At 68.1% G+C, this 23,016-nt stretch carries 18 protein-coding genes; 10 read left to right on the top strand and 8 right to left on the bottom strand.

From position 1 onward, the window contains the following. Positions 1 to 2 precede the first annotated feature (2 nt). A complete protein-coding gene (locus ACFXMV_RS13900) occupies positions 3 to 572 on the bottom strand; it encodes a TetR/AcrR family transcriptional regulator (RefSeq protein WP_378501840.1) in 570 nt (189 codons plus the stop codon). A 92-nt stretch (positions 573 to 664) separates the two neighbouring features. After that, positions 665 to 1,522 carry a mycofactocin-coupled SDR family oxidoreductase gene (locus tag ACFXMV_RS13895; RefSeq protein ID WP_378503387.1) on the bottom strand — a complete coding sequence of 286 codons (858 nt, stop codon included), beginning with the start codon at positions 1,520 to 1,522 and terminating at the stop codon, positions 665 to 667. Positions 1,523 to 1,625: 103 nt separating this feature from the next. Between ACFXMV_RS13895 and ACFXMV_RS13890 the strand changes: the two genes are divergently transcribed. From ACFXMV_RS13890 to ACFXMV_RS13870, 5 genes are read left to right on the top strand one after another with little or no spacing between them, the layout of a single operon-like run. Next, positions 1,626 to 3,098 (top strand): aldehyde dehydrogenase, encoded by a 1,473-nt coding sequence (locus ACFXMV_RS13890; protein ID WP_378503388.1) that lies wholly within the window; start codon positions 1,626 to 1,628, stop codon positions 3,096 to 3,098. 34 nt (positions 3,099 to 3,132) lie between these two features. Continuing rightward, on the top strand, positions 3,133 to 3,882 hold the full coding sequence (locus ACFXMV_RS13885) for an SDR family oxidoreductase (protein WP_378501425.1): 750 nt from the start codon (positions 3,133 to 3,135) through the stop codon (positions 3,880 to 3,882). Then, positions 3,879 to 4,778 (top strand): NAD(P)-dependent oxidoreductase, encoded by a 900-nt coding sequence (locus ACFXMV_RS13880; protein ID WP_378501422.1) that lies wholly within the window; start codon positions 3,879 to 3,881, stop codon positions 4,776 to 4,778. Before ACFXMV_RS13885 ends, ACFXMV_RS13880 begins: the two co-directional genes overlap by 4 nt. Continuing rightward, on the top strand, positions 4,775 to 5,191 hold the full coding sequence (locus ACFXMV_RS13875; protein ID WP_378501423.1) for a carboxymuconolactone decarboxylase family protein: 417 nt from the start codon (positions 4,775 to 4,777) through the stop codon (positions 5,189 to 5,191). Before ACFXMV_RS13880 ends, ACFXMV_RS13875 begins: the two co-directional genes overlap by 4 nt. 57 nt (positions 5,192 to 5,248) lie before the next feature. Next, positions 5,249 to 6,718, top strand: coding sequence for an FAD-dependent oxidoreductase (locus ACFXMV_RS13870; RefSeq protein ID WP_378503389.1), 1,470 nt, complete (start codon positions 5,249 to 5,251; stop codon positions 6,716 to 6,718). A gap of 70 nt (positions 6,719 to 6,788) precedes the next feature. Here the strand turns inward: ACFXMV_RS13870 and ACFXMV_RS13865 are convergent, their stop codons facing one another. Beyond that, entirely contained in the window at positions 6,789 to 7,631 is an 843-nt protein-coding gene (locus tag ACFXMV_RS13865) for an LLM class F420-dependent oxidoreductase (protein ID WP_378501847.1), read from the bottom strand. Positions 7,632 to 7,708: 77 nt separating this feature from the next. After that, on the bottom strand, positions 7,709 to 9,442 hold the full coding sequence (locus ACFXMV_RS13860; protein WP_378501848.1) for an acyl-CoA dehydrogenase family protein: 1,734 nt from the start codon (positions 9,440 to 9,442) through the stop codon (positions 7,709 to 7,711). 160 nt (positions 9,443 to 9,602) lie between these two features. Between ACFXMV_RS13860 and ACFXMV_RS13855 the strand changes: the two genes are divergently transcribed. Continuing rightward, entirely contained in the window at positions 9,603 to 10,160 is a 558-nt protein-coding gene (locus ACFXMV_RS13855) for a hypothetical protein (RefSeq protein WP_378503390.1), read from the top strand. Positions 10,161 to 10,193: 33 nt separating this feature from the next. Here ACFXMV_RS13855 and ACFXMV_RS13850 read toward each other — a convergent pair whose 3' ends face one another. Beyond that, on the bottom strand, positions 10,194 to 11,939 hold the full coding sequence (locus ACFXMV_RS13850; RefSeq protein WP_378503391.1) for a proline--tRNA ligase: 1,746 nt from the start codon (positions 11,937 to 11,939) through the stop codon (positions 10,194 to 10,196). 213 nt (positions 11,940 to 12,152) lie between these two features. Here ACFXMV_RS13850 and ACFXMV_RS13845 point away from each other — a divergent pair, with 213 nt between their 5' ends. Together ACFXMV_RS13845 and yaaA are read left to right on the top strand one after the other, a co-directional pair. Next, positions 12,153 to 12,770, top strand: coding sequence for a hypothetical protein (locus tag ACFXMV_RS13845; protein WP_378502173.1), 618 nt, complete (start codon positions 12,153 to 12,155; stop codon positions 12,768 to 12,770). 105 nt (positions 12,771 to 12,875) lie between these two features. After that, complete coding sequence (gene yaaA, locus ACFXMV_RS13840; RefSeq protein ID WP_378503392.1) at positions 12,876 to 13,616, top strand: peroxide stress protein YaaA; 741 nt, start codon at positions 12,876 to 12,878, stop codon at positions 13,614 to 13,616. A 98-nt stretch (positions 13,617 to 13,714) separates the two neighbouring features. Here the strand turns inward: yaaA and ACFXMV_RS13835 are convergent, their stop codons facing one another. Beyond that, positions 13,715 to 14,692, bottom strand: coding sequence for an Acg family FMN-binding oxidoreductase (locus ACFXMV_RS13835; protein WP_378501819.1), 978 nt, complete (start codon positions 14,690 to 14,692; stop codon positions 13,715 to 13,717). Between the two features lie 237 nt (positions 14,693 to 14,929). On the opposite strand from ACFXMV_RS13835, the gene ACFXMV_RS13830 reads away from it, so the two are divergent. Continuing rightward, the gene (locus ACFXMV_RS13830) at positions 14,930 to 16,432 is read left to right on the top strand and encodes a DUF222 domain-containing protein (protein ID WP_378503393.1); all 1,503 of its coding nucleotides are present in this window, start codon (positions 14,930 to 14,932) and stop codon (positions 16,430 to 16,432) included. A gap of 93 nt (positions 16,433 to 16,525) precedes the next feature. Here the strand turns inward: ACFXMV_RS13830 and ACFXMV_RS13825 are convergent, their stop codons facing one another. Continuing rightward, positions 16,526 to 19,060, bottom strand: a complete 2,535-nt coding sequence (locus ACFXMV_RS13825; protein ID WP_378503394.1) for a polynucleotide kinase-phosphatase — start codon at positions 19,058 to 19,060, stop codon at positions 16,526 to 16,528. Next, complete coding sequence (locus tag ACFXMV_RS13820; RefSeq protein ID WP_378502263.1) at positions 19,057 to 20,460, bottom strand: 3' terminal RNA ribose 2'-O-methyltransferase Hen1; 1,404 nt, start codon at positions 20,458 to 20,460, stop codon at positions 19,057 to 19,059. Before ACFXMV_RS13820 ends, ACFXMV_RS13825 begins: the two co-directional genes overlap by 4 nt. Before the next feature lie 254 nt (positions 20,461 to 20,714). On the opposite strand from ACFXMV_RS13820, the gene ACFXMV_RS13815 reads away from it, so the two are divergent. Then, positions 20,715 to 23,009, top strand: a complete 2,295-nt coding sequence (locus tag ACFXMV_RS13815) for a hypothetical protein (RefSeq protein ID WP_378503395.1) — start codon at positions 20,715 to 20,717, stop codon at positions 23,007 to 23,009. The last annotated feature ends 7 nt before the right edge of the window (positions 23,010 to 23,016 follow it).

Here is a 23,016-nt window from a genome sequence, read left to right as displayed (position 1 = left end):
CGCTACTCCAGGATCAGTCTTGCGGAAGCCTCGAGGCGTCCGGCAATGTGCGTGTAGGTGCCGTACCCCATGCCGGCGCGCAGAAGCGCTCCGGCATAAAGCAGTTCGAGAGTCTCGATGATGTCGGGATCACCGCCCGGCCCGAGCGCCGCGGCGAGGCGCCCGTGGATCTCGGCGCCGATCCGGCCGCGCAGATGGACCACGTCCGGATCGGTGCCGAGCAGTGCGCCCGTCACCGCGGCGGACACCTCGGGCTCGTCGGCGATCAGCAGTGCGATGTTCCGCAGCACCGCCAGCACCCGGTCGGTGCGGCCCCGTGCGTCACCGTCGACGACCGGCGAGCCGTGCAGCCGCCGCCAGAAGATCTCGGCGACGAGGTGTTCCTTCGAGGAGAAGTAGGTGTAGGCCGTGGCGGGACCCACCCCGGCGCGCGAGGCCACCGCCCGCACCGTCAGCCCGGCGAACTCCTGCTCGCGCAGTACCTCGACGCCAGCGCGGGTCAACCTGTCCACCGTCTCGGCCTGCTTCTCGGTCAGCCGTCGCCGGGTGGACTCGAAACTAGGACTGGACACATGTCTGGACGCTACTACAGGCTCCTGTCCAGAGCAATGGCCGTCGAGTCCCGGCGCGCCGATCGATTTCTTCATCTCCGCTGGCCGGGGACCTAGAGACCGATCTTCATGCCTGCGCCACCGTCCACCCGCAACTGCTGCCCCGTCACGTAACGGGACTCGTCGGACGCGAAGTACAGCACCGCATGCGAGATGTCCTCGGGCTCGACCCACGGAATCGGCATGGCCTGCATGAACGGGAAGGTGAGTGCCGCATCTTCGGCGGTGGGGTTCTCGAGGTCCGGACGGAACGTCTTGTACATCGGCGGACTCTGCAGCATGTCGGTGTTGCAGTTGGTCGGGTGGATCGCGTTGACCCGGATCGAACTGGGGCCGAGGGTCAGGGCGAGCGAACTCGTGTACGTCTGGATCATCTTCTTGGCCAGTCCGTACCCGTCACCGCCCGGACCCTGCAGCGCCTGCTGGCCGTTGATCCCGGTCTGCGGGACGAGGCCCGCGACCGACCCGATCGCGATGATCGAGGCGCCTGCGCCCAGGTGCGGCATGGCCACGTGCACGGTGTTGACGACACCGACAAAGTCCACGTCGAACGCGTCGACGAAGCCCATGTTCGGAATATGGTTGCCCAACGGGCAGATTCCGGCATTCGCGACCACGATGTCGAGCCCGCCGAGCTGCGCGACCGCGTCGGCCAACTGGGCGGCCATCGCGGTCCGGTCGCGGACGTCGACCTTCGCGGCAACCACCCGGCGGCCGGCCTTCTCCACCAGCTTGGCGGTGTCGGCGAGGTCCGCCTCGCTGGCGAGCGGGTACTCGTTGCTGCCGATGTCCTCGCAGATGTCGAAAGCGATGACGTCGGCGCCCTCCTGCGCCAACCGGACCGCGTGACTGCGGCCCTGCCCCCTGGCCGCGCCGGTGACGAAGGCGACCTTGCCTGCAACTCGGTTCATAGCACTTCTCCCTCTGATCGAACGAACGGGGAACGGGTCATTGCATGTGACATTTGTACGAACTATAGTCCAGACACCTGTCCAGAAAGGGAGGGTTTGCGCAATGACGCTTCGACCTGCCGACAGCTCGGCACTGCTCGTCGACGGAAAGCTGATTCCGGGCTCCGGAGGGACTTTCGAGGTCCTCAACCCGGCCACCGAGGAGGTGGTCGGCCTCGCCGCCGACGGCACCGCAGCGGACATGGACGCCGCCATCGCCGCCGCGCGTCGGGCCTTCGACACCACCACCTGGAGCCGCGACCACGCCTTCCGGGCGCGATGCCTGCGCCAACTCTGCGACGCGCTGCAGTCGCACATCGAGGAACTGCGCGAGATCACCATCGCCGAGGTCGGCGCACCGGCCATGCTCACCGCCGGGCCGCAACTCGAAGGTCCGATCGAGGACCTGCGATTCTGGGCCGACCTCGCCGAAAGCTATTCATGGGAAACGGATCTGGGAAACGCGACCCCGATGGGGATCCCCACGCACCGACGCCTGCTCAGGGAGGCGGTCGGCGTCGTCGGCGCGATCACCCCATGGAACTTCCCGCACCAGATCAACTTCGCCAAGCTGGGCCCGGCGCTCGCGGCGGGCAACACCGTCGTGCTCAAGCCCGCCCCCGACACGCCCTGGTGCGCGGCACTGGTCGGCAAGGTGATCGCCGAGGAGACCGAGATCCCGGCGGGCGTCGTCAACATCGTCACCTCCACCGACCACGCCCTCGGGGCACAGCTGTGCACCGATCCCCGCGTCGACCTGGTCTCCTTCACCGGGTCGACCGCCACCGGCCGCGCGGTGATGGCGGCGTCGTCGGAATCGCTGAAGAAGGTGTTCCTCGAACTCGGCGGCAAGTCGGCGTTCATCGTCCTCGACGACGCCGACATCAAGGCCGCGTGCTCGATGGCGGCGTTCTCCGTGTCCGTGCATGCCGGGCAGGGCTGCGCACTGTGCACCCGCCTGCTCGTGCCGCGCGAGAAGTACGACGAGGCCGTCGCGGCCGCCGCCGCCGCCATGGCCGGTGTCCGCGCAGGGGATCCGACCAAGCCCGGCACCATCTGCGGGCCCCTGATCTCGGCAAAGCAGCGGGACCGGGTCGAGAGCTACCTGAAGCTCGCGATCGAGGAGGGCGGCACCTTCGTCATCGGCGGCGGACGCCCCGAAGGCTACGACAGCGGCTTCTTCGTCGAGCCGACTCTCATTGCAGGACTGGATAACTCGGCACGCGTTGCGCAAGAGGAAATATTCGGCCCGGTCCTGGTGATCCTGCCGTACGACAGCGACGAGGACGCAATCGCGATCGCCAACGACTCGCCCTACGGCCTGTCCGGGGCCGTGTGGGGCACCGATCCCGAGCGGATCGAGCGGGTGGTCGCCGGGGTGCGCACCGGCACGCTCGGCGTCAACGGCGGCCTCTGGTACTCGGTCGACGCCCCGTTCGGCGGCTACAAGCAGTCCGGCATCGGCCGGGAGATGGGTGTCGCGGGCTTCGAGGAGTACCTCGAAACCAAGCTCGTCGCCGGACCAGCCACCTCATAGATCGCATCGACTCCACAGAAAGCAGGACATGACAATGGGACGTTTCGACGGACGCACCGCCATCGTCACCGGTGCGGCACAGGGCATCGGCGAGGGGTACGCGCGAGCACTCGCGGCCGAGGGCGCCAACGTGGTGATCGCCGACCTCAACAGGGAACTCGGCGAGCAGGTGGCCAAGCAGATCACCGCGGACGGCGGCAGCGCCGCCTTCCAGGAGGTCGACGTCGCCGACGGGGCTTCGGCCACCGCCCTCGCCGACTTCACCATCGAGAAGTTCGGCAGCATCGAGCACCTGGTCAACAACGCCGCGATCTACGGCGGCATGAAGATCGACTCACTGCTGACCGTGGACTGGGACTACTACCGCAAGTTCATGAGCGTGAACATGGACGGCGCACTGCAGGTCTGCCGGGCGGTGGTCCCCCACATGCGGGCCAACGGCGGCTCGATCGTCAACCAGTCCTCGACCGCCGCCTGGCTGTACTCGAACTACTACGGTCTGGCGAAGGCCGGGGTGAACAGCCTGACCCAGCAGCTCGCGACCGAGCTCGGCTGGTCGAACATCCGCATCAACGCGATCGCGCCAGGCCCGATCGACACCGAGGCCACCCGAACGGTCACTCCTGGCAACATCGTCAAGGACATGGTCAAGCGAATTCCGCTGCAGCGCATGGGAACCACCGAAGACCTGATCGGCATGTGCCTGTTCCTGCTCTCCGACGAGGCGGGCTGGGTCACCGGTCAGATCTTCAACGTCGACGGCGGACAGGTGTACCGGTCGTGACCGCGAACAACACCGACGTCACCGTCGGCTACATCGGCCTCGGCAACATGGGCGCGCCGATGGCCAAGCGGCTGCTCGACTGGCCCGGCGGACTGGTGGTCTGCGACGCCCGCACCGAGGCCACGGAACCGTTCACCGCCGCAGGCGCGCACTCCGCCGCCACCCCGGCCGCGGTCGCCGCCGAGGCCACGGTGATCTCGGTGACCGTGCTCGACGACGCCCAGGTGCGCGACGTGGTCGCAGGCCCGGACGGCATCCTGTCCACCGCGCGGCCCGGCACGGTGATCGCGGTGCACTCGACGATCTCGGACGTCACCGCGATCGAACTCGCCCGGACCTGCGGGGAGTCGGGCGTCCACCTGATCGACGCGCCGATCAGCGGCGGCGCACCGGGCGCCCAACAGGGCAGGCTCGCGGTGATGGTCGGGGGCCCGGAGGAAGCGTTCGCCGCGGTTCGCGAGCCGTTCGGCCGTTTCGCGGAGCTGGTGGTCCACGCCGGTGATGTCGGCGCGGGAACGCGGATGAAGCTGGCCCGCAACCTGCTCCACTTCATCTCCTTCACCGCGGCGAGCGAGGCGCAGCGCCTCGCCGACGCGGCCGGACTCGACATCCGCGAACTGGGAAAGGTCGTCCGTCACACCGACGCGATCACCGGTGGTGCCGGGGCGATCATGTTGCGCGAGACCACCGCTCCGGTCGCCGAGTCCGACGGCTGGTTCTCGATCCTGAGCCACGTCCGCAATCTCGGGGAGAAGGACCTGACCCTGGCGCTCGACCTCGGCGAGAGGCTCGACGTCGACCTGCCGCTCGCGCGGCGGGCCCTGGCCGATCTCGGCCCTGGCCTCGGCGTCGGGAACGGCGCACTGTCCGAATCCGTCACAAAGGAGCACGCATGACCGACGAGAGGCGCGCCCGCGGCGTCGCGATGATGAACCAGGTGTACGGCTGGGAGATGCCCTCGGACGTCCCCGGCGACTTCTTCGCCGTCACCGCCGACCATCTGTTCGCCGACGTCTGGACCCGCGAAGGCCTGAGCCTGCGGGACCGCCGACTGCTGCTGCTCGGTGCGATCACCGCGCAGGGGCAGGGGGATGTCGCGAAGATCCAGATCAACGCGGCGCTGCACAACGAGGAGCTGACCGAGGAGCAGGTGGAGGAGGCGGCGATCTTCCTCTGCCACTACGTAGGCTGGCCGTTGGGCACCGGGCTCAACAACGCCCTGATCGCGGTCAAGGCGGACCGGCGCAGGGCTGCCCGCGCCGCGGCCAAGGCGGCCGAGACGAACTCCGCGGAAACCGCCACCGGCTGAGGCACGACCGGAAATACTGCACTGAAGGCAACAACTCTCGAGAGAAGGACCCGATCCATGGCCGAGGCCGCCCCCATCCGTCCCCAATCCGCCGACACCGTCGAGACCTGGCATCACGAGGCCGACGTCGTCATCGCCGGCTACGGCATCGCCGGAGTCAGCGCCGCGATCGAGGCGGCCCGCTCGGGCGCCGAGGTGCTGGTGCTCGAGCGCACCAGCGGATGGGGCGGCGCGGCGGCCCTGGCAGGCGGATTCATCTACCTGGGCGGCGGCACCCCGCTGCAGCGTGCGCTCGGGTTCGAGGACACCCCGGAGAACATGAAGGCGTTCATGATGGCCGCCCTCGGCCCCGGCGCCGACGACGAGAAGATCACCGACTACTGCAACGGCAGCGTCGAGCACTACAACTGGCTCGTCGACAACGGGGTCCCGTTCAAGGAGTCCTTCTACGGCCAGCCCGGCTGGGAGACCCCGTCCGACGACGGGTTGATGTACTCCGGCGGCGAGAACGCGGCGCCGTTCAACACCATCGCCACCCCCGCGCCGCGCGGGCACGTCCCGCAGATGCTCGGCAAGCGCACCGGAGAGAAGGGTGGCGGGTTCATGCTGATGAAGCCGCTGGTGGAAACCGCCGAGAAGCTCGGCGTTCGGTCCGAGTACGACATGCGCGTGCAGCGCCTGGTCGTCGATGAGGATGGCCGGGTCGTCGGGATCATCGCCAAGCAGTACGGCAAGGAGATCGCGGTCCGCGCCCGCACCGGCGTGGTGCTCGCCACCGGCAGCTTCGCCTACAACAAGCAGATGGTGCAGAACTACGCGCCGCGACTGATCGGCAAGCCCGGCGCGTCGATCGAGGAACACGACGGCAAGGCAATCCAGATGGCGCAGGCGCTCGGCGCGGACCTGGCGCACATGGATGCCACCGAGGTCGCGTTCTTCGGCGACCCGCAGCTGATGGTCCGCGGCATCCTGGTCAACGGCCGGGGTCAGCGTTACGTGAACGAGGACACCTACCCCGGACGGATCGGGCAGGAAACGCTGCTGCGCAACGACAATCAGGCCTACCTGATCATCGACGAGGCCGCCTACGAGGAGGGCTGCGCCGGCGACAGCTCCACCCCGTTCTTCCGGTTCCAGCCGAAGTGGGTGGCCGAGACGGTCGAGGAGCTCGAGTCGGAAATGGGACTGCCTGCGGGCACGCTGGTTTCGACCGTCGAGGTGTACAACCGGCACGCCGAGAACGGCGAGGATCCGGTGCTCGGCAAGAAGTCCGAATGGTGCAAGCCGATCGGCTCCCCGGTCGCGGTCCTTGACCTCCGCAACTGCACCGCCGGGTTCACCCTCGGCGGCCTGCGCACCACAATCAACTCTGAGGTGCTGCACGTGAGCGGCGAGCCGATCCCCGGCCTGTTCGCGGCCGGCCGCTGCACGTCGGGCGTGTGCGCGGGCGGCTACGCGTCGGGAACCTCGCTGGGCGACGGCAGCTTCTACGGCCGCCGCGCCGGCATCTCCGCCGCGAAGGGGTAGTTGCGGCTCCGCCGCACCGTGCGCGATCGATACCCCAACCGGGTGTCGATCGCGCACAGGCGCGAAGCGCTTACTTCAGTTTGCCTGCCAGACGCTCCAGGTAGGCCACGACCTCGGCCTCGGACTTGTCGGGCACCCCGAACACCACCTCGGTGACGCCGATGTCCGCCCAGCGGGCCAGCTTCTCGGGGTCGGGCTTGCCCGCAAGCACGACGATCCGCGGCGCGCCGTCGCGTCCCGCCGCCTCCCACACCTTGCGCAGCAGCAGCACGTTGTCGTCGATGTCCTGCTCGATCGGGGTGGTCATCCAGCCGTCCGCGGACCGGGCGATCCACTTGAAGTTCTTCTCGTTGCCCGCCGCTCCCACGATCACCGGAACACGCGGCTGCTGAATGGTTTTCGGCCAGGCCCAGCTCGGGCCGAACTTGAGGAACTCGCCGTCGTACTCGGCCTCCTGCTGCGACCACAGCGCCTGCATGCCCTCGAGGTACTCGCGCAGCATGGTCCGCCGCCTGCCCGGCGGCACACCGTGATCGGTCAGCTCGTCGAGGTTCCAGCCGTAGCCGACGCCAAGGGTCACCCGGCCGCCGGAGAGGTGATCGAGTGAGGCGATGGTCTTGGCCAGCGTGATCGGGTCGTGCTCGACGGGCAGCGCGACCGCGGTGCCGAGCCGGATGCGTTCGGTCACCGACGCCGCGGTCGCCAACGCCACCCAGGGGTCGAGCGTGCGCATGTAGCGGTCGTCGGGCAGCGTCTCGTCGCCGGTCTGCGGGTGCGCGGCATCCCGGCGAGCCGGAATGTGGGTGTGCTCGGGGACATAGAAGGAATCGAACCCGGCCCCCTCCGCGGCGACGGCCGCCGCGGCGGGGGTGATCCCGCGGTCGCTCGTGAACAGTGTGATGCCAAACTTCACCAAGGTCTCCTCGCGCTGCTTCGACGTACAGTTCATCCGAGACTATTGGCCAGACACCTGTATGGCAACGTGTCCAGTTACGGACGCATCTCGTACGCGCCGTCGTAGGCCCGCACCTGTTCCCACACTCGCGCGAACCGATCCTCGTCCACCACCGGCTTGCGGATCGCGCCGAGGGCCCACTCCTGCTGCGCGGCCGTCGACGACGGCTTCCCGTGTAGGGCAACGGCATACCCGGAGAAGTCGCGGATCTGGAAGTCGAAGATCTGATCCACCAGGTCGCGGTCGAGGCCGGTGATCTCGGCCTGCTCGAGGATCAACTGCCCGTACACGACGAGCGAGAACAGGTGCCCGACGTCGAGCAGGAAGTCGAGGTCCTTCTGCTGCGCGGCGTCCGGGGCCGCAACGGTGAGCAGCTTCTTGAGCTCGAGCGCCTGTTCGTAGAACCGCACCACGTTGGGGATGTCGGCGAACCGCTCGTAGACCTTGGTCCAATCATGGAACTGCACCTTGGCCGCGCCGCGGGTGGGGCCCTGGTTCCAGAAGAACTCGTCGTCGGCGGCGTCCTGGCGGGTCCCGATCTCCGGGTACTCGGCCGGATCGAACATGTAGTTCGGCATGAACTTGAGGATCAGCCCCACGTTTACGTGGACGGTGCCCTCCAGTTTGGGCAGGCAACCGATCAGCTGGGCGGCCTCGCGGAAGTAGGTGTTCTTCTCGTACCCCTTGGCTGCGACCACGTCGTGCAGCAGCGCGATGACGCGTTCGCCCTCGGAGGTGACCTTCGCCTTGGTCATCGGGTTGAACAACAGGTATCGACGGTCCTCGAGGCTGGCGCTGCGGAAATAGTCGACGGCCCTCGCGCTGAACTGCTTCATCGCGATCATCCGGGCGTAGGCGTCGACGAAGGCGGCCCGCACGTGGGTGAAGTCGGTGACCGGGTTGCCGTACAGAATCCGGTTCTGCGCGTGCGTGATCGCCTCATAGAAGGCGTGCTCGGTGATGCCGATCGAGCCGGTGCACAGATTGAACTTGCCGACGTTGACGGTGTTGAGCGCCGCCTCGAAGGCCTGCACACCGGTGTGGAGGATGTCCTCCTCGCGCACGGGGTAGTCCTCGAGCCGGAAGGTGCTGACGTACATCTGCCCGTGGATGACGCTGTCGATCAGCTTGTAGTTCGGGTGCTGGCTGTCCGCGACGAAGAAGACGTAGCCCTCGGGACCCTTGACGTCGGTGCGGCGACCGAACACCGACACCATGCCCGCGACGTTGCCGTTGCCGATGTAGTACTTGTCCCCCGTCGCCCGAAAGGCGAGGCCGTCGTCCGAGGTCGGCGTGAGCAGCATGTCGGTGGAGTACACGTCGGCGCCGTGTTCGCGCTCGGAGAGGCCGAACGCCATCACGCCGCCGTCCGTCAGTTCGCGGGCGGCCCGCTTCTTGGCGACGACGTTCTCGCTCATCCAGATCGGCCCGAGGCCGAGGATGGTGACCTGCCAGGCGTACCAGTACGCCAGCCCGTAGAAGCCGAAGATCTCGCTGAGCGCGGCGTTGCGGGCCGCGTCCCACCGCCGGTTCGGGTCGCCGTCACCGAACTCGGCCGGGGTCTGGAAGGTGGCGAAGAGCTTCTCGTCCTTCACGAATTCCAGGAAGTCCGACACCCAGGTCGCGTCCAGGTCGTCCTGGAGCAGCCGCCGCTTACCCCGGTTCTCGAACCAGTCGATGGTTGCGCGCAACAGCCGCCTGGTCTCGGGGTCGAATTCCGTCGGGTCGTAGGTATTCGGATTGAACAGCAGGTCACCGTAGTTCGCCACGATCATGCCTTTCGTCGAGGTAGGGCCTAACCTACCAGCGGGTAACTTCGACGTGAAGGGTCGCGTTCAGCCATCCGATGAGCTTCGCACCGAAGCCGAGGACAAGCGTGTGAGAGCATCCAGTGCCGCACCACCACTCGAACCGAGGGACCGTGTCCACATGTTCACCGCAGTCGCGCTGCTGACCGTTGCCGGGGTCGGATACTTCGGTTACCGGCGACTGCGCCGCAACCCCGCGTTGCGGGCCGACCTGTGGGCCCGTGTCCGGACGTACGCGCCGGCGGCCGGACTTTTGACGCTGGCGGCCGTGGCCGTATGGAGGGGTCCGGCGGGCGAGACCGCACTGGTCCTCGCCTGTGCAGCCGTACTCGTCGTCCCTCTCGCCGCCCGAGCCACCGCGCAGGACCGGTCCGTGGTCCGCGAGTGCCTGGACCGCGCCCACCTGGGCCTCGAACCACGCAGACCGCTGGTCAATGTCGCTGCACTGCAGGCCCGTTGGGTGGCCGCGGGGGCGCTCGCCTACTTCTGCATCGGGGGCTTTCGCGGCTTCGTCGCGCTGACCACCGCCATCTCACACCACGTTCCGGGCGCCGGCTGGGTGCTGTCGGCGGTCGTCGCGACGGCCGCGGCGGCCGGGATCACCCACGTGAGCGTGCAACGGCGGCGGGTGGCGGCGGAGGACGCTCGCCTCGACGGACTGGACCGGGCCGCCAGCTGACGGCCCGGTCCAGTCCGGTAGAGCTGTTTTCGGTCAGCCGCGGACCGCGGCGAGCACCTCGGCGAGCGCAGTGCCGACGGCGACCTCACGGGACTCGCCGGTGAACCGGTCGCGCAGTTCCACGTTGCCGTCGGCGAAGCCGCGTCCGACGACGACCACCAGCGGCACCCCGAGCAGCTCGGAGTCCTTGAACTTAACGCCGGGCGAGGCCTTGCGGTCGTCGAGGATCACCGACAGCCCCGCCTTGTCCAGCTCCGCGGCGAGCGCCTCGGCACCCTCGCGAGCGGCGTCGTCCTTGTTCGCGATGACCAGGTGCACGTTCGCGGGCGACACCTCGGCGGGCCAGCGCAGGCCCTTGTCGTCGTGCTGCTGCTCGGCCATCACCGCGACCAACCGCGAGACGCCGATGCCGTAGGAGCCCATCGTCGGGCGGACCGGCTTGCCGTTCTCGCCGAGCACGTCGACGCCGAACGCGTCGGTGTACTTGCGGCCGAGCTGGAAGACATGGCCGACCTCGATGCCGCGGGCGGCCACCAGCGGGCCTGCGCCGTCGGGCGACGGGTCGCCGTCGCGCACCTCGGCGGCCTCGATGGTGCCGTCGGGGGTGAAGTCGCGGCCGGCGATCAGGCCGACGACGTGCTTGTCCTGCTCGTCGGCGCCGGTGATCCAGCTGGTGCCGTCGACGACGCGCGGGTCCACCAGGTAGCGGATGCCGTTGGCCTGCAGCGCCTTCGGACCGATGTAGCCCTTGACCAGGTACGGGTTGTTCTTGAAGTCGGTCTCCGTGATCAGCACGTGCTCGGCAGGCGCGAGCGCGGCCTCCAGACGCTTCTCGTCGACCTCCCGGTCGCCGGGGATGCCGATGCCCAGCAGTTCCCACTCGCCGCCGGGCACGCGGGTCTTGACCATGATGTTCTTCAGCGTGTCCGCGGCGGTGACGGTCTTGCCCAGGTCGGCCGCGTTGGCCCAGTCGACGAGCGACTCGATGGTCGGGGTGTCCGGGGTGTCGTACACCTTCGCCTCGGGCGCACCGTCGAACGGGATGGCCGCGGGCGCCAGGGTCTTGACGGCCTCGACGTTCGCGGCGTAGCCGGACTCGATGCATCGGACGTAGGTGTCCTCGCCGATCGGGCTCTCGGCCAGGAACTCCTCCGAGGCACTGCCGCCCATCGCGCCCGACGTCGCGGAGACGATCACGTACTTGACACCGAGCCGCGCCAGGATGCGCTCGTAGGCGTCGCGGTGCGCCTGGTACGACGCGGTGAGGCCCTCGTCGGTGAGGTCGAAGGAGTACGAGTCCTTCATCACGAACTCGCGGCCGCGCAGGATGCCCGCACGCGGACGCTCCTCGTCGCGGTACTTGGTCTGCACCTGGTACAGGGTGACCGGGAAGTCCTTGTACGAGTTGTACTCGCCCTTCACGGTGAGCGCGAACAGCTCCTCGTGGGTGGGGCCGAGGAGGTAGTCGTTGCCCTTGCGGTCCTTGAGGCGGAACAGCCCGGCGCCGTACTCGGTCCAGCGGTTCGACGTCTCGTAGGGGTCGCGCGGCAACAGCGCGGGCAGCAGGATCTCCTGTGCGCCAATGCCATCCATCTCTTCGCGGACGACCCGCTCGACCTCGCGCAGCACCCGCAGGCCCAGCGGCAGCCAGGAGTAAACGCCAGGCGCGATGCGCCGCACGTAGCCGGCGCGGACGAGCAGCTTGTGGCTGGCAACCTCGGCGTCGGCCGGGTCGTCGCGGAGGGTGCGCAGGAACAGCTGAGAAAGGCGGGTGATCACGACCAAGGAGCCTAGTCGGTCGAGCTCGCGAGACCGAGCTTGGGCACAGCGGTCGAGCTTGCGAGACCGACCTTGGGCACAGCGGTCGAGCTCGCGAGACCCCCCACCAGAGGATGCGTCGTCACAAAGTTAGGGCTTGCTAATTTAGGCAAGCATTGCCTACATTCCCTATCGGCTCCCGAGCCACCGTTTCCCACACACGAAAGAAGGACCATGCGCCCGTTCCATAAGGTCGCCGCCACCGCGGCCGCCGCTGCCCTCGTTTCGGCCCTGCCCATCGGCATCGCCACCGCGGCAACGCCGGTCGACCTCGACCTCGGATCCACGGCGAGCATCGAAACCACGATGGCCGAGGGCGGCGGCACGGACGTTCTGGCGAAGATCCAGTCCGACCTTCTCGCCGGCCTCGACACCGGTTCGCTCGAGGGCCTCCTTCCCGGCGGCCCGGGCACCGAGAACCCGGGCACCGAGCCGGAGCCCGAGCTGCCGGCAGGCCCGACCGTCACGCTGTCGAAGGCGACGGGCCTCGCCGCGGCAGGCGAGACCATCACCGTTTCGGGCACCCGCTTCTCCGGCGCAGGCTCGGGCCTCTATGTCGGTCTCATTCAGGACAGCAAGTACTCGGCCACCGACTCCACCGCGTGGATGACCACCAAGTGGCTCAAGCCCGCCGAGATCGTCGACGGGGTCTGGACCGCCACCGTCGACGTCGCCGCCGTCAAGGGCGACTCCGACTGCCTGAAGAACACCTGCTCGATCTACACCGTTGCCGCGCACGGCTCCGCAGACCGGACCCAGGACACCAAGACCCCGGTGACCTTCGCGGGCTGATCCACCGCACCACCGGGTTCCGGCCTCCGCTGCTCGTCGGCGGAGGCCGGACCTGTTTCGAGGCGCGGGATGCCCCACCCGCCGCGCCCGGTACGGTTACCGCCCGTGCTGGTACTGCTCCCCCCTTCCGAGACCAAGTCCGACGGCGGCAAGGGCGCCCCGCTCGATCTCGGGGAGCTGTCGCTACCCAAGCTCACCTCGACCCGCGAGCTGCTGGTGAACGCGCTCGTCGAGCTCGCCGCCGATTCCGAGGCGTCGAGCGTGGCGCTCGGGCTCAGTGCCGGGCAATCGGACGAGATCGCCCGCAACGCGGCGCTGTGGACGTCCGCCACGCGGCCGGCGCTCGAGCGCTACACCGGCGTGCTGTTCGACGCCCTCGACGCGAAGTCGTTCACCCGGGCCCAGAAGGCGAAGGCGTACGTCCGGCTCGCCGTCGGATCGGCGCTGTTCGGGGCGGTGCGCGCCGGCGACCCGATCCCCGCCTACCGGCTGTCCGGCGGCTCGAAGCTGCCCGGGATGGGCACCCTGCAGTCGCTGTGGAAGCCGGAGCTGACCTCCGCGATCGAAGCGGAGGCCGACGGGCTGGTGGTGGACCTGCGCTCGGGCACCTACCAGCAGCTCGGACCCGTGCCGGGGTCTGTGATCGCGACGGTGCTCACCGAAAAGCCGGACGGCACCCGGTCGGTGGTCAGCCACTTCAACAAGCACCACAAGGGCCTGCTGGCCCGGGCGCTCGTGCTCTCGCGCGCCGAGCCGAGCGACGTCAAGGGCGTCGCGCGGGTGGCGTCGAAGGCCGGGCTGACGGTCGAAATCGCCTCCGAGCGAGAACTGGTCATCCTGACGTAGGCAGCTGGGGCTTCCGACCTGTATTCACCGATCCAACGCGTAGAACCAGCGCACAAACGGCGGCTCGGCTGAGCGTTGCCGCCCGCCGTGTCGGCGGATCAGTGCAGGGACAGAACGTCCGCCGTCGACCGGCGTGGCGTTTCCCGCATGGGAGTCGGGTCCGTGGCCGAGCCGGCTCGGAGCAGGACCTGGGGTAGTCCGGCCCGGGGCGCCAGCTCGGCGATCATGCTGCGGCTCCGTTCGATCTCGGTGAGGTGCGTCAGCGGGCAGGTCGCGACCCCTCGAACGGTCGCCTCGAGGAGAATTGCCGAGAGGGCCTGCCCGCATCGCGTCCAGTCTGCCGGGGAGTCGGCGTCGGTGCCCAGCATCAACACGGTGGATTCGTCGACGGTCAGCCGTGGCTCCGACTCCTCCCGGCCGGGGCGAGGGAACGCGCGTCCAATCGGGACGTGTGCGCTCTCGCCTGCCGTCGCCAGCGAGTCGGGGGGTATTCCCTCGGTCGGGAGCGAGTGCCCTGCCCACCAGTGCAATTCGGCCTGATAGTCGGCGTTGTAGTGTCTGGCCGCGGAACTCACATCGGTCGCCGCGGCGAGCGTCGGCCTAGCCTCGGGAGGGAGCACCGTCAGTGCGACGCCGAACCCGGCGGCCGCGTCGCGGAGACTGTCGACGAGCCCCGGCTCTCCGGTGAGCGGACCGAAGGGTCGGCGATCGGTGTGACGATGCCGTATCGCCGAGACCAGGTCGAAGTCGTGCGACCGCGGTGTCGCGTTCTGGTGGCACCGAATGGACGCCACGAGGCGAGGAAGGCTGGCTTCCGGGAGGAGGTTGAGCTCTGATCGCCAGTGCTGCGCTTTGAGCGCAACCTCCACATGATGAAGGGCCGCGCCGCAGCTGATGTGCAGCTGTCGTCCCGACGGGTCGGCGGAGGGCAGGAGCCGGGTTCGATCGCTGAACAGGTCGAGCCGGCCGCCGGAGTATCGCCACCGCCATGGCTGGCTGTTGTGCACCGAAGGCGCGCGGCATGCCAGTTCGACCACGCTCCGAATGGTTGCGGTATCCGGTCCGGCGATGTCCATGACCCTCTCCTCCTGGTTGGCCGGTGCGCTGGCGCCTCTTCGGACACCGGACAGTCAATTGTCCGTCCGGAGAACAGCCTCGGCCAGGGACCGATGTATGCGGGTCCTTGGCAAAGACATCAAACGTCATCGCGGGACCCTCCACCGACCTGGATTCCGTTCATGTTCGGGATCACACACCTTTTCTACCAGCCGAAACTCTAGACACTCGAACGCACGTTCTATAGAATCAAAGGCGTGAACCTCGCCGAGATGCTCACCGACCCCGACACGGTCGACGCATGGCGACTCGACGAAACCGACCTCCTCGCGGCAGTCCCCCAACTCTCCACCGCAATCCTCAAGCTCGAAGCACTACGACTGCGCCTCGTCCACGAAGCCGACCAGCGAGCCCTACCCGAACACGTCGGCGCAGCCGACACCCCCAGCTGGCTCGCCGGAACCACCCGAATGCTCCCCGCGCAGGCACGCACGATCGTCCACATCGGACGCGAACTGCCCCAACACCCACAGATGACTGCCCTGCTGGACTCCGGCAACATCGCCCTCGGCCACGCCCAGGTCATCACAAAGTTCCTCACCCGACTCGCCATCCTCACCAAAGACCTCGACCCGGACGACGCCCCCACCGACTGGGATCACCCCGACCCGATGAGCGCACGCCCCGACGACTGCGAGGCCTACCTCCTGATCGCCGCGCAACTCGAAGACCCCCACCAGCTACGCCAACGAGCCCGCGCCCTGGAAATACTCTTCGAACGAGACGGCGACACACCACCCGACGGCGAAAACCCCGAGCTCAACGAGCTCTACGCCTCCACCACCCTCGGCGGACGCCTCCACCTCAAAGGCACCTTCGACGCCGAAACCGGCGAAGCGATCACCACCGCCCTCTCCGGACTGTCCAAGCCCCGCCCCACCACCGACGACAACGGCAACCCCACCCGAGACCCCCGCCGCGCACCGAAGCGGCGCGCCGACGCCCTCGAAGACATCGTCCGCGGACACCTCAACGCCGGACGCGGCCCCACCGAAAACGGCGAACGACCCCACGTCACCATCACCATCGACTTCGACGCCCTCGTCGCGGCAGTATCCGCGTCAACACAGGCCCCCGCGACCGGACCCTGGGGCAAAAACGGCTGGGACTACCACTCCACCGCCGCATCCGGGCCCGGCCACACCAGACCCGCCGAACACGGCACCGCCTGCGAGGACTGGAACCACCACAAGGACGGCAGCGACCGCCAGTACGGCACCCGGTGCGCCGACTGCAGGCCCGCACAGCCGCAACACCGCCGAGCAGACGCCGCCATGCCCTGGCTCGGACCGATCTCCCCCACAGTCGCCGCCCGACTGTCCTGCGACGCCATGGCCACCGCAATCATCGTCGACAGCAACGGGACCCCACTCGACGTCGGCACCACCACCCGCATCATCCCAACGAAAATCCGCAAAGCACTCGTCGCACGAGACTGCGGATGCGCCTTCCCTGGCTGCGGCCGCCCCGCCGAATGGACCGATGCACACCATATTTGGCACTGGGCGAAAGGCGGACCCACCGCCCTGTCGAACCTCGTGCTCCTGTGCCGCAAGCACCACACCCTCATCCACAAAAACCACTGGGACGTGAAAATCGGCGACGACGGCCACCCATGGTTCACCCCACCCGCATGGCTGGACCCGCTGCGAAGACCCCGGCCGGCCCACAACCGGCGCGATCTCCACCCAGTAGCCTGACCCACATACCCGCACCCAACCACCAGACCGGTTGCGGCCGAAACACACTCGGCCGCAGCCGGTCTGCGCTGCGTCTAGGCCTGCCCAGCCCGCCTACAGCCGGGGATCGACCGGCTCGGACTCGAGGGCGAGCACCGCGAAGACCGCCTGGTGGACCCGCCACAGCGGATCGGCCTTCACCAGTCGGTCGATGGCCTCGATGCCGAGGGCATACTCGCGCAGCGCCATCGACTGCTTGTGGCCGAGGCTCCGACTCCTCAACCTGTCGAGGTTCTCCGGTTCGGCGTAGTGCGGGCCGTAGATGAGTCGCAGGTACTCCCGTCCCCGCACCTTGATACCGGGCTGAACTCGACGAGAACCACCCTGCGCCCCGTTGGCGAGCGGTTTGACCACCATGCCCTCGCCGCCGCCGGCCGTCAGTGCCTCCCACCACCCGATCCCGGCCGCCTCCGACTCGGTTGACGCCAGATCGACGACGATCCGACGCGTCGTGGCAAACAGAGTCGGCGCCGCCTCCACCAGCCGGTCCGCGACCGCCAGGTGCCACCCGTGATCGCGATCGCTGTGGCCGGCGCCCTCGGTTGCCAACACCTGGAACGGCGCCAACCGCACACCGTCCAGGCCGACGGTCGGCCAGACGTATCGCCGGTAGGCATCGGTGTAGCGCTCAACATCGTCGGCCTTGCTGTTCACCCGATCGAGGAGATCCGCGACGTCCAGACCACGCTCCGCCGCAGTCTCCAGCAGCGACTGCTGAGCACCGAGGTCTGCCCGCGCGGCTGCACCCACTGCGGCGTACTGCGATCGCAGAAGTCCCTCCGATTTCGCCGACCACGGCAGCAGTTCTGCGTCGAGCAGGATCCAGTCGGTGCCCAGTTCCTCCCACAGCCCGGCAGCCCCGACTGCCTCCGCGATCCGGGTGACCAGTAGCTCGGTCTGCGACTCGTCGAACATGCGCCGCCCGGTCCGGGTGTGCACCATCCCGGACAGACCATCGGTGACGCCGAACCTCGCGGCGGCCACCGACTTGTCGCGGCACACCAGCGCGACCGCCCGCGATCCCATGTGCTTCTCTTCGCAGATCACCATGTCCACATTGGCTTTTCGATACGCGGCGAAGGCCTCGGTTGGGTGCTCGAGTAGGCCTGGCACCGACGACGTCGCACAGGGCGCCATCGTCGGCGGCAGGTAGCTCAGCCACTGCGGGGCGACCGCGTACCGGCTCATCACCTCCAGGGCGCCCGCCGCGTTCTCCGGCCGGACGCTGATTCGGCCGCGTGTCGATGTGTCCACTCCCCCGACGCCGAGGATGTCGTCGATGTCGAGGGCTTGCGGGTCCGGCTCGGGCAGGTTCAATGGCTTCACCGGCGGATACCATTCACGCTCCGCCGGCACCGACACCACCTCGCGCTCCGGGTACCGCATCGCCGTGAGCGCACCGCCGAAGACGCACCCGGTGTCCAGGCAGGCCGTGTTGTTGATCCACCGCACATCGGGCACCGGCGTGTGCCCATAGAGCACCACGGCGTCGCCCCGGTAGTCCTCTGCCCAGGGGTAACGAACAGGAAAGCCGAACTCGTCTGTCTCACCGGTCGTCTCGCCATACAGCGCGAAACTGCGCACGCGGCCCGAAGCCCGGTTGTGGTACTCCTCCTTGAGTCCGGCGTGCGCGACGACCAGACGTCCGTCGTCCAGCACCAGGTGTGCGACCAGTCCGTCGCAGAAGTCGGCGACCTCGCGGCGGAACTGTTCCGACTCTGCCGCCAACTGCTCGAGGGTTCGCTCGAGACCGTGTGTGGCGCTGACCTTTTTGCCCCGCAGCGCCTTGACCAGTTTGTTCTCGTGGTTTCCCGGGACGCCGAGCGCGTGCTCAGCGGCGATCATGCCCATGACCAGCCGCAACACGCCGGGCGAGTCGGGTCCCCGGTCGACGTAATCGCCAACGAAGAGCGCGGTTCGCCCCGCAGGCGGAACCGCGTCGACGGCCCGACCCTGATCGTCACGGACCACCGTGTATCCCAATACACCCAACAGTGTTTCGAGCTCGCCGAGGCAACCGTGGATGTCGCCGATCACGTCGAACGGCCCGTGCAGTTCGCGTCGGTCGCTGCGAAGTGGCTGTCGGACGATCCGCGCCGACTCCACGTCCTCGACCCCGTCCAGGACGTGGACGGTGCGGAAGCCCTCGCGTGCCAGCCCGCGCATCGATCGCGAGAGTTGCTGGTGCTGGCGACGCAGGACACTGCGGTCGAACGCCCGGTCCCCGCGGGCGGCATTGCGCTCGGCGCACACCGGTTCCGGCAGGTTCAGCACGATCGCCACCGGCAGCACATCCCGAGAGCGGGCAAGGTCGATCAGTTTCTTGCGGGCCGCCGGCTGAACGCTTGTCGCGTCCACAACGGTCAGCTTCCCGGCGCGCAGTCGCTTGGTCGCGATGAACTCGAGGACGTCGAACGCGTCGGCGGTGGCTTCCTTCGAATTCGGGTCGTCGCTGACCAATCCGCGACAGTGATCGCTGGAGATCACCTCGTACTCGCCGAAGTGCTCGGCGGCGAAGGTCGACTTCCCGGACCCGCTGATCCCGATGAGCACGACCAGCGACGGTTCCGGAATTTCGAGAACACTCATGCCGACACCTCCCTGCGGGTAAAGATGGCCATCTGCGTTGGCGCGCCATGGGTCTCGTCGAGGTCGCCGATCCCCGTGAAGCCCACGTCGTAGCCGTGCGCGGACGTGATCTCACCGGCCCAGGCCTCGAACTGCGTTCGGCTGAACTCGAAACGGTGATCCGGGTGCCGAAACACACCCGCCTCGAGATCCGGATACAGCACGTTGTATTCGGAGTTGGGCGTCGTCACCAACACCACCCGCGGCCGCATGTCATCGAACACCGACCGCACAAGCGCGGGCAGGCGGGGCTCGTCGACATGCTCGATGACCTCCATCAGGACCACCGCATCGAATCCGCGCAGCCGCGGATCCCGGTACGTGGCCGACGACTGCAGCACCGCGATCCGCTCCCGCTGACGGTCCGACAGATCGGCGATGTTCAGACGACGCTCGGCCTTGCGCAATGCGCTGTCGCTGACGTCGACACCCACAATCTCGGTGAAGGCCGGTCGGGCGAGCATCTCCTGCAGCAACCGTCCCTCACCACAGCCCAGGTCGACCACCCGTGCCGCTCCCACGCTCTCGAGGGTGGACAGGACCACCTCGCGACGCGTCTGAGCGAGGCTGGGGTTGACCACCGGCGTCTCGTCGACATCGGTGTCGGTGTCCTCGGCCAGGCGATCGACCACCGCTTCAACCAGCTCGCGCCGGTGTGCCAGGTACCTGGACGCGATCAACGCGGATTCCGGATGTCCGGCCAGCCACTCCCCCGCCATCCGAACCAGCTTGTCGGCCTCCTCCTCACCAACCCAGTAGTGCTTGACGTCATCGAGCACCGGCAGCAGGACGTACAGGTGACGCAGCGCCTCGGAAAGCGTCAGCGTGCCAGCCAGATTCAGGCTGACATATGCCGAGTCACCCCACTGCGGAAGTGACTCGTCCAGGGGCAGGGGCTCGGCGATGACATCCCAGCCGAGCGGCCCGAAGAGCCGGCCCGGCAGGTCGGCGCCGCCTCTGGCCGGCATCGCCGGAATGGTGACGCGCAGCGGCAAGGCCGTCAGGGGAAGGTCGGGGCGCGACGCGAGCGTCCCCGCGAGGGCGGATTTGAACACCCGCGAGATGGCGACAGCCAGCATCGACGACCCGGCGTACGGTCGATCGTTGACGTACTGCCCCAGCGCGAAACCGTCACTGCCACTTCGAAACTTGCTCCGCGCCAGGTCGATGGGATCGACCTCGAGGATCATCGCCACGGTGCAACGCGACCGTGACGACTCCGGGTAGAGCACCGTCGCGGTGCCCACCGACAACTCGAAGGTCTGCACCCGATCGGGGTGCTTGTGCAGGAGGTAGCCGAGGTCGGATGCGTCCGGGAAATCGCCGGTCGTGGTCGCGGTCGCGGTGAGTGTGAGCAGCACCGAGCCGACGCTACCTGCGCCGCCGCGGCATCGGCGAGCGAATTACCCGCTGGGCGGATAGCTGGGCAACGCCCGAAAATCCTGGCTCACCAATTGGACACCCCAATCAGGTACCTTAGCCTAACCTAGCCAATCGTAGGCTAACCTCACTACTACTTTTGCCGTCCTCACGGCGCCGTGACCTGCGGCGATGACCAGGAAGAAGGAAGATGCGCGCGTTAGGCAGGGCCGCATTCACGACCACGGCGGTCGCCATGGCATTGATGACGCCGGCAGGCATCGCCATTGCCAGCCCCGAAACCTCCGGCGACAGCAACACTGCCGTCCAAGCCATCTCCGGCCCTCCGGTTACTTCCGTCGGCAAGACGACCGGCCTGAACGTGGACGGCGAGACCATCACCGTCTCGGGAAGCGGTTTCTCCGGCAGCGACCCCGGCATCTATGTCGGTCTCGCCCAGGACAACAGGTTCTCCACCACCAACGCCGAGGCATGGATATCCACCGTGTTCATCCGGCCGAGCCAGATCACCGGCGGCACCTGGTCGACCTCGGTCCAGGTGATGGCCGTCAAGGGTGCGTCGGATTGCACCGAGAACTCCTGCTCGATCTACACCGTCGCCGCACACGGCTCGGCAGACCGCAGCCAGGACACCCAGACCTCGGTGACCTTCGCCGCGGTGGCTCCCCCGACGACCACGACGCCGCCGCCCACCACCACCGTGCCGCCGACGACGACCACCACGGTGCCGCCGACCACGACCACCACGGTGCCGACGACCACGACGACAACGGTGCCGCCGACGACCACGACCAAGCCCCCGACCACCACCACCGTGCCTCCGACCACGACCACGACCACGACCACGACGACAACGGTGCCGCCGACGACCACCACCAAGCCGCCGACCACCACCACGGCACCGCCCACCAACACCAAGCCGCCCACCACCACCAAGCCCCCGACGACCACCACTAAGCCGCCCACCACCACCAAGCCGCCCACCACCACCACGGTGCCGCCAACCACCACGACGGCACCACCATCGGGCAACGGGCCCAGCGTGAACGCCGACCGGACCAGCGGACTCAACGCTGCCGGAGACACGATCACCGTCACGGGCCGCGGCTTCTCGACCTCGGGGCCGGGCATCTACATCGGTATCGCCCAGATGAACAGGTACTCGGTGACCGACGCCTCGGTCTTCCAGGACGCGAAGTTCATCAAGCCCTCCGAGATGCCGGGCGGCAACTGGTCGAAGTCGCTCAACGTTTCGTCCACGTTCGCCGGTAGTGACTGCATCGCCAATGCCTGTGCCATCTACACCCTGGCCGCCCACGGGTCGTCCGACCGCAGCCAGGACACGTCCACACGAATCTCCTTCACCGGCTCGGCCGGCACCGGAACCGGCGGCGGGACCGGCACGGGCACGGGCACCGGCACCGGAACGGGCACCAGCACCGGTGGCGGCGGCACCGACACCGGCACGGGCACGGGCACCGGGACCGGCACCGGCGGCGGCACACTGACCACCAACCCCAACCTGTCGGTGACGCTGTCCAAGAACACCAACCTCGACCCGGCTGGCGAGACGGTCACCATTTCCGGCTCCGGGTTCTCCGGAGCAGCGCCGGGCCTCTACGTCGGCCTCGTCCAGGACAGCGCCTTCTCCGCCGTCGACGCCGCGGCGTGGATGACGACCGCCTTCCTCAAGCCAGAGGCAATCCCCGGCGGCAACTGGTCCACCAGCATGCAGCTCCCCGCCCTCGTTGGAAACTTCGACTGCCTCAAGAACACCTGCTCGATCTACACCGTCGCCGCGCACGGCTCGAGCGATCGCAGCCAGGACTCCCGCACCCCGGTTGGCTTCGTCGGCGGCGTCGCACCGGACACGACCAGCACACGGGCGATCAATCCCGCATTCAACAACACGGCGAGCGGGGCGGGCGGCACCGCCGCAGCAGCGGTCAAGGGCAAGGTGGGCGAAGGAAACTCCGTGACAGTGACCCTGTCGAAGACAAGCGGCCTCAAGGTCGCCGGCGACACGATCACCATCTCAGGCACCGGATTCTCCAGCAGCGGCCCCGGCATCTACACCGGCCTCATCCAGGATGACAAGTTCTCCACCACCGACGCGGGGGCCTGGATGACCACGGCATTCATCACGCCGAACAAGATCGTCGACGGCGCCTGGTCAACCACGATGGAGGTGATGGCCATCAAGGGCGCCTCCGACTGCACCAAGAACGCCTGCTCGGTCTACACGATTGCCGCGCACGGCTCGAGCGACCGGAGTCAGGACAGTCAGACGCCGGTCAGCTTCGGCGACAACCCGGAGAGCGCCGCAGCCGAGGCCGCCGCCCTGGCCGCAGCCGAGGCCGCGGCCGGCGGAGGATCGTCGTCGGGCGGCTCCAACGCCTCCTCTGCGCTCCGCAACCTCTCCAGCACGTTCACGGACAGCCCCGCCTGGATAGCCCCGCTCCTGATTGGCGGTGTCGTCGGAGCCGGCATTGCGGCGGGGACGACCTTAGCGATGCGTCGCCGGAGCTGATACAGCA

This window comes from Rhodococcus sp. NPDC059179, from assembly GCF_042754885.1.
Taxonomy (GTDB): Bacteria; Actinomycetota; Actinomycetes; order Mycobacteriales; family Mycobacteriaceae; genus Rhodococcus_G.
The sequence above is the reverse complement of the archived record's forward strand: the minus strand, read 5'-3'. Positions and strand labels throughout refer to the sequence as shown.

What these genes read in the sequence shown, in the direction of transcription:
- ACFXMV_RS13875 (WP_378501423.1), top strand. Translation starts at nt 4,775, where the DNA reads ATGACCGACGAGAGGCGCGCCCGCGGCGTCGCGATGATGAACCAGGTG.
- ACFXMV_RS13895 (WP_378503387.1), bottom strand. Translation starts at nt 1,522, where the DNA reads ATGAACCGAGTTGCAGGCAAGGTCGCCTTCGTCACCGGCGCGGCCAGG.
- ACFXMV_RS13845 (WP_378502173.1), top strand. Translation starts at nt 12,153, where the DNA reads ATGCGCCCGTTCCATAAGGTCGCCGCCACCGCGGCCGCCGCTGCCCTC.
- ACFXMV_RS13855 (WP_378503390.1), top strand. Translation starts at nt 9,603, where the DNA reads ATGTTCACCGCAGTCGCGCTGCTGACCGTTGCCGGGGTCGGATACTTC.
- ACFXMV_RS13870 (WP_378503389.1), top strand. Translation starts at nt 5,249, where the DNA reads ATGGCCGAGGCCGCCCCCATCCGTCCCCAATCCGCCGACACCGTCGAG.
- ACFXMV_RS13815 (WP_378503395.1), top strand. Translation starts at nt 20,715, where the DNA reads ATGGCATTGATGACGCCGGCAGGCATCGCCATTGCCAGCCCCGAAACC.
- ACFXMV_RS13835 (WP_378501819.1), bottom strand. Translation starts at nt 14,692, where the DNA reads ATGGACATCGCCGGACCGGATACCGCAACCATTCGGAGCGTGGTCGAA.
- ACFXMV_RS13890 (WP_378503388.1), top strand. Translation starts at nt 1,626, where the DNA reads ATGACGCTTCGACCTGCCGACAGCTCGGCACTGCTCGTCGACGGAAAG.
- ACFXMV_RS13885 (WP_378501425.1), top strand. Translation starts at nt 3,133, where the DNA reads ATGGGACGTTTCGACGGACGCACCGCCATCGTCACCGGTGCGGCACAG.
- ACFXMV_RS13825 (WP_378503394.1), bottom strand. Translation starts at nt 19,060, where the DNA reads ATGAGTGTTCTCGAAATTCCGGAACCGTCGCTGGTCGTGCTCATCGGG.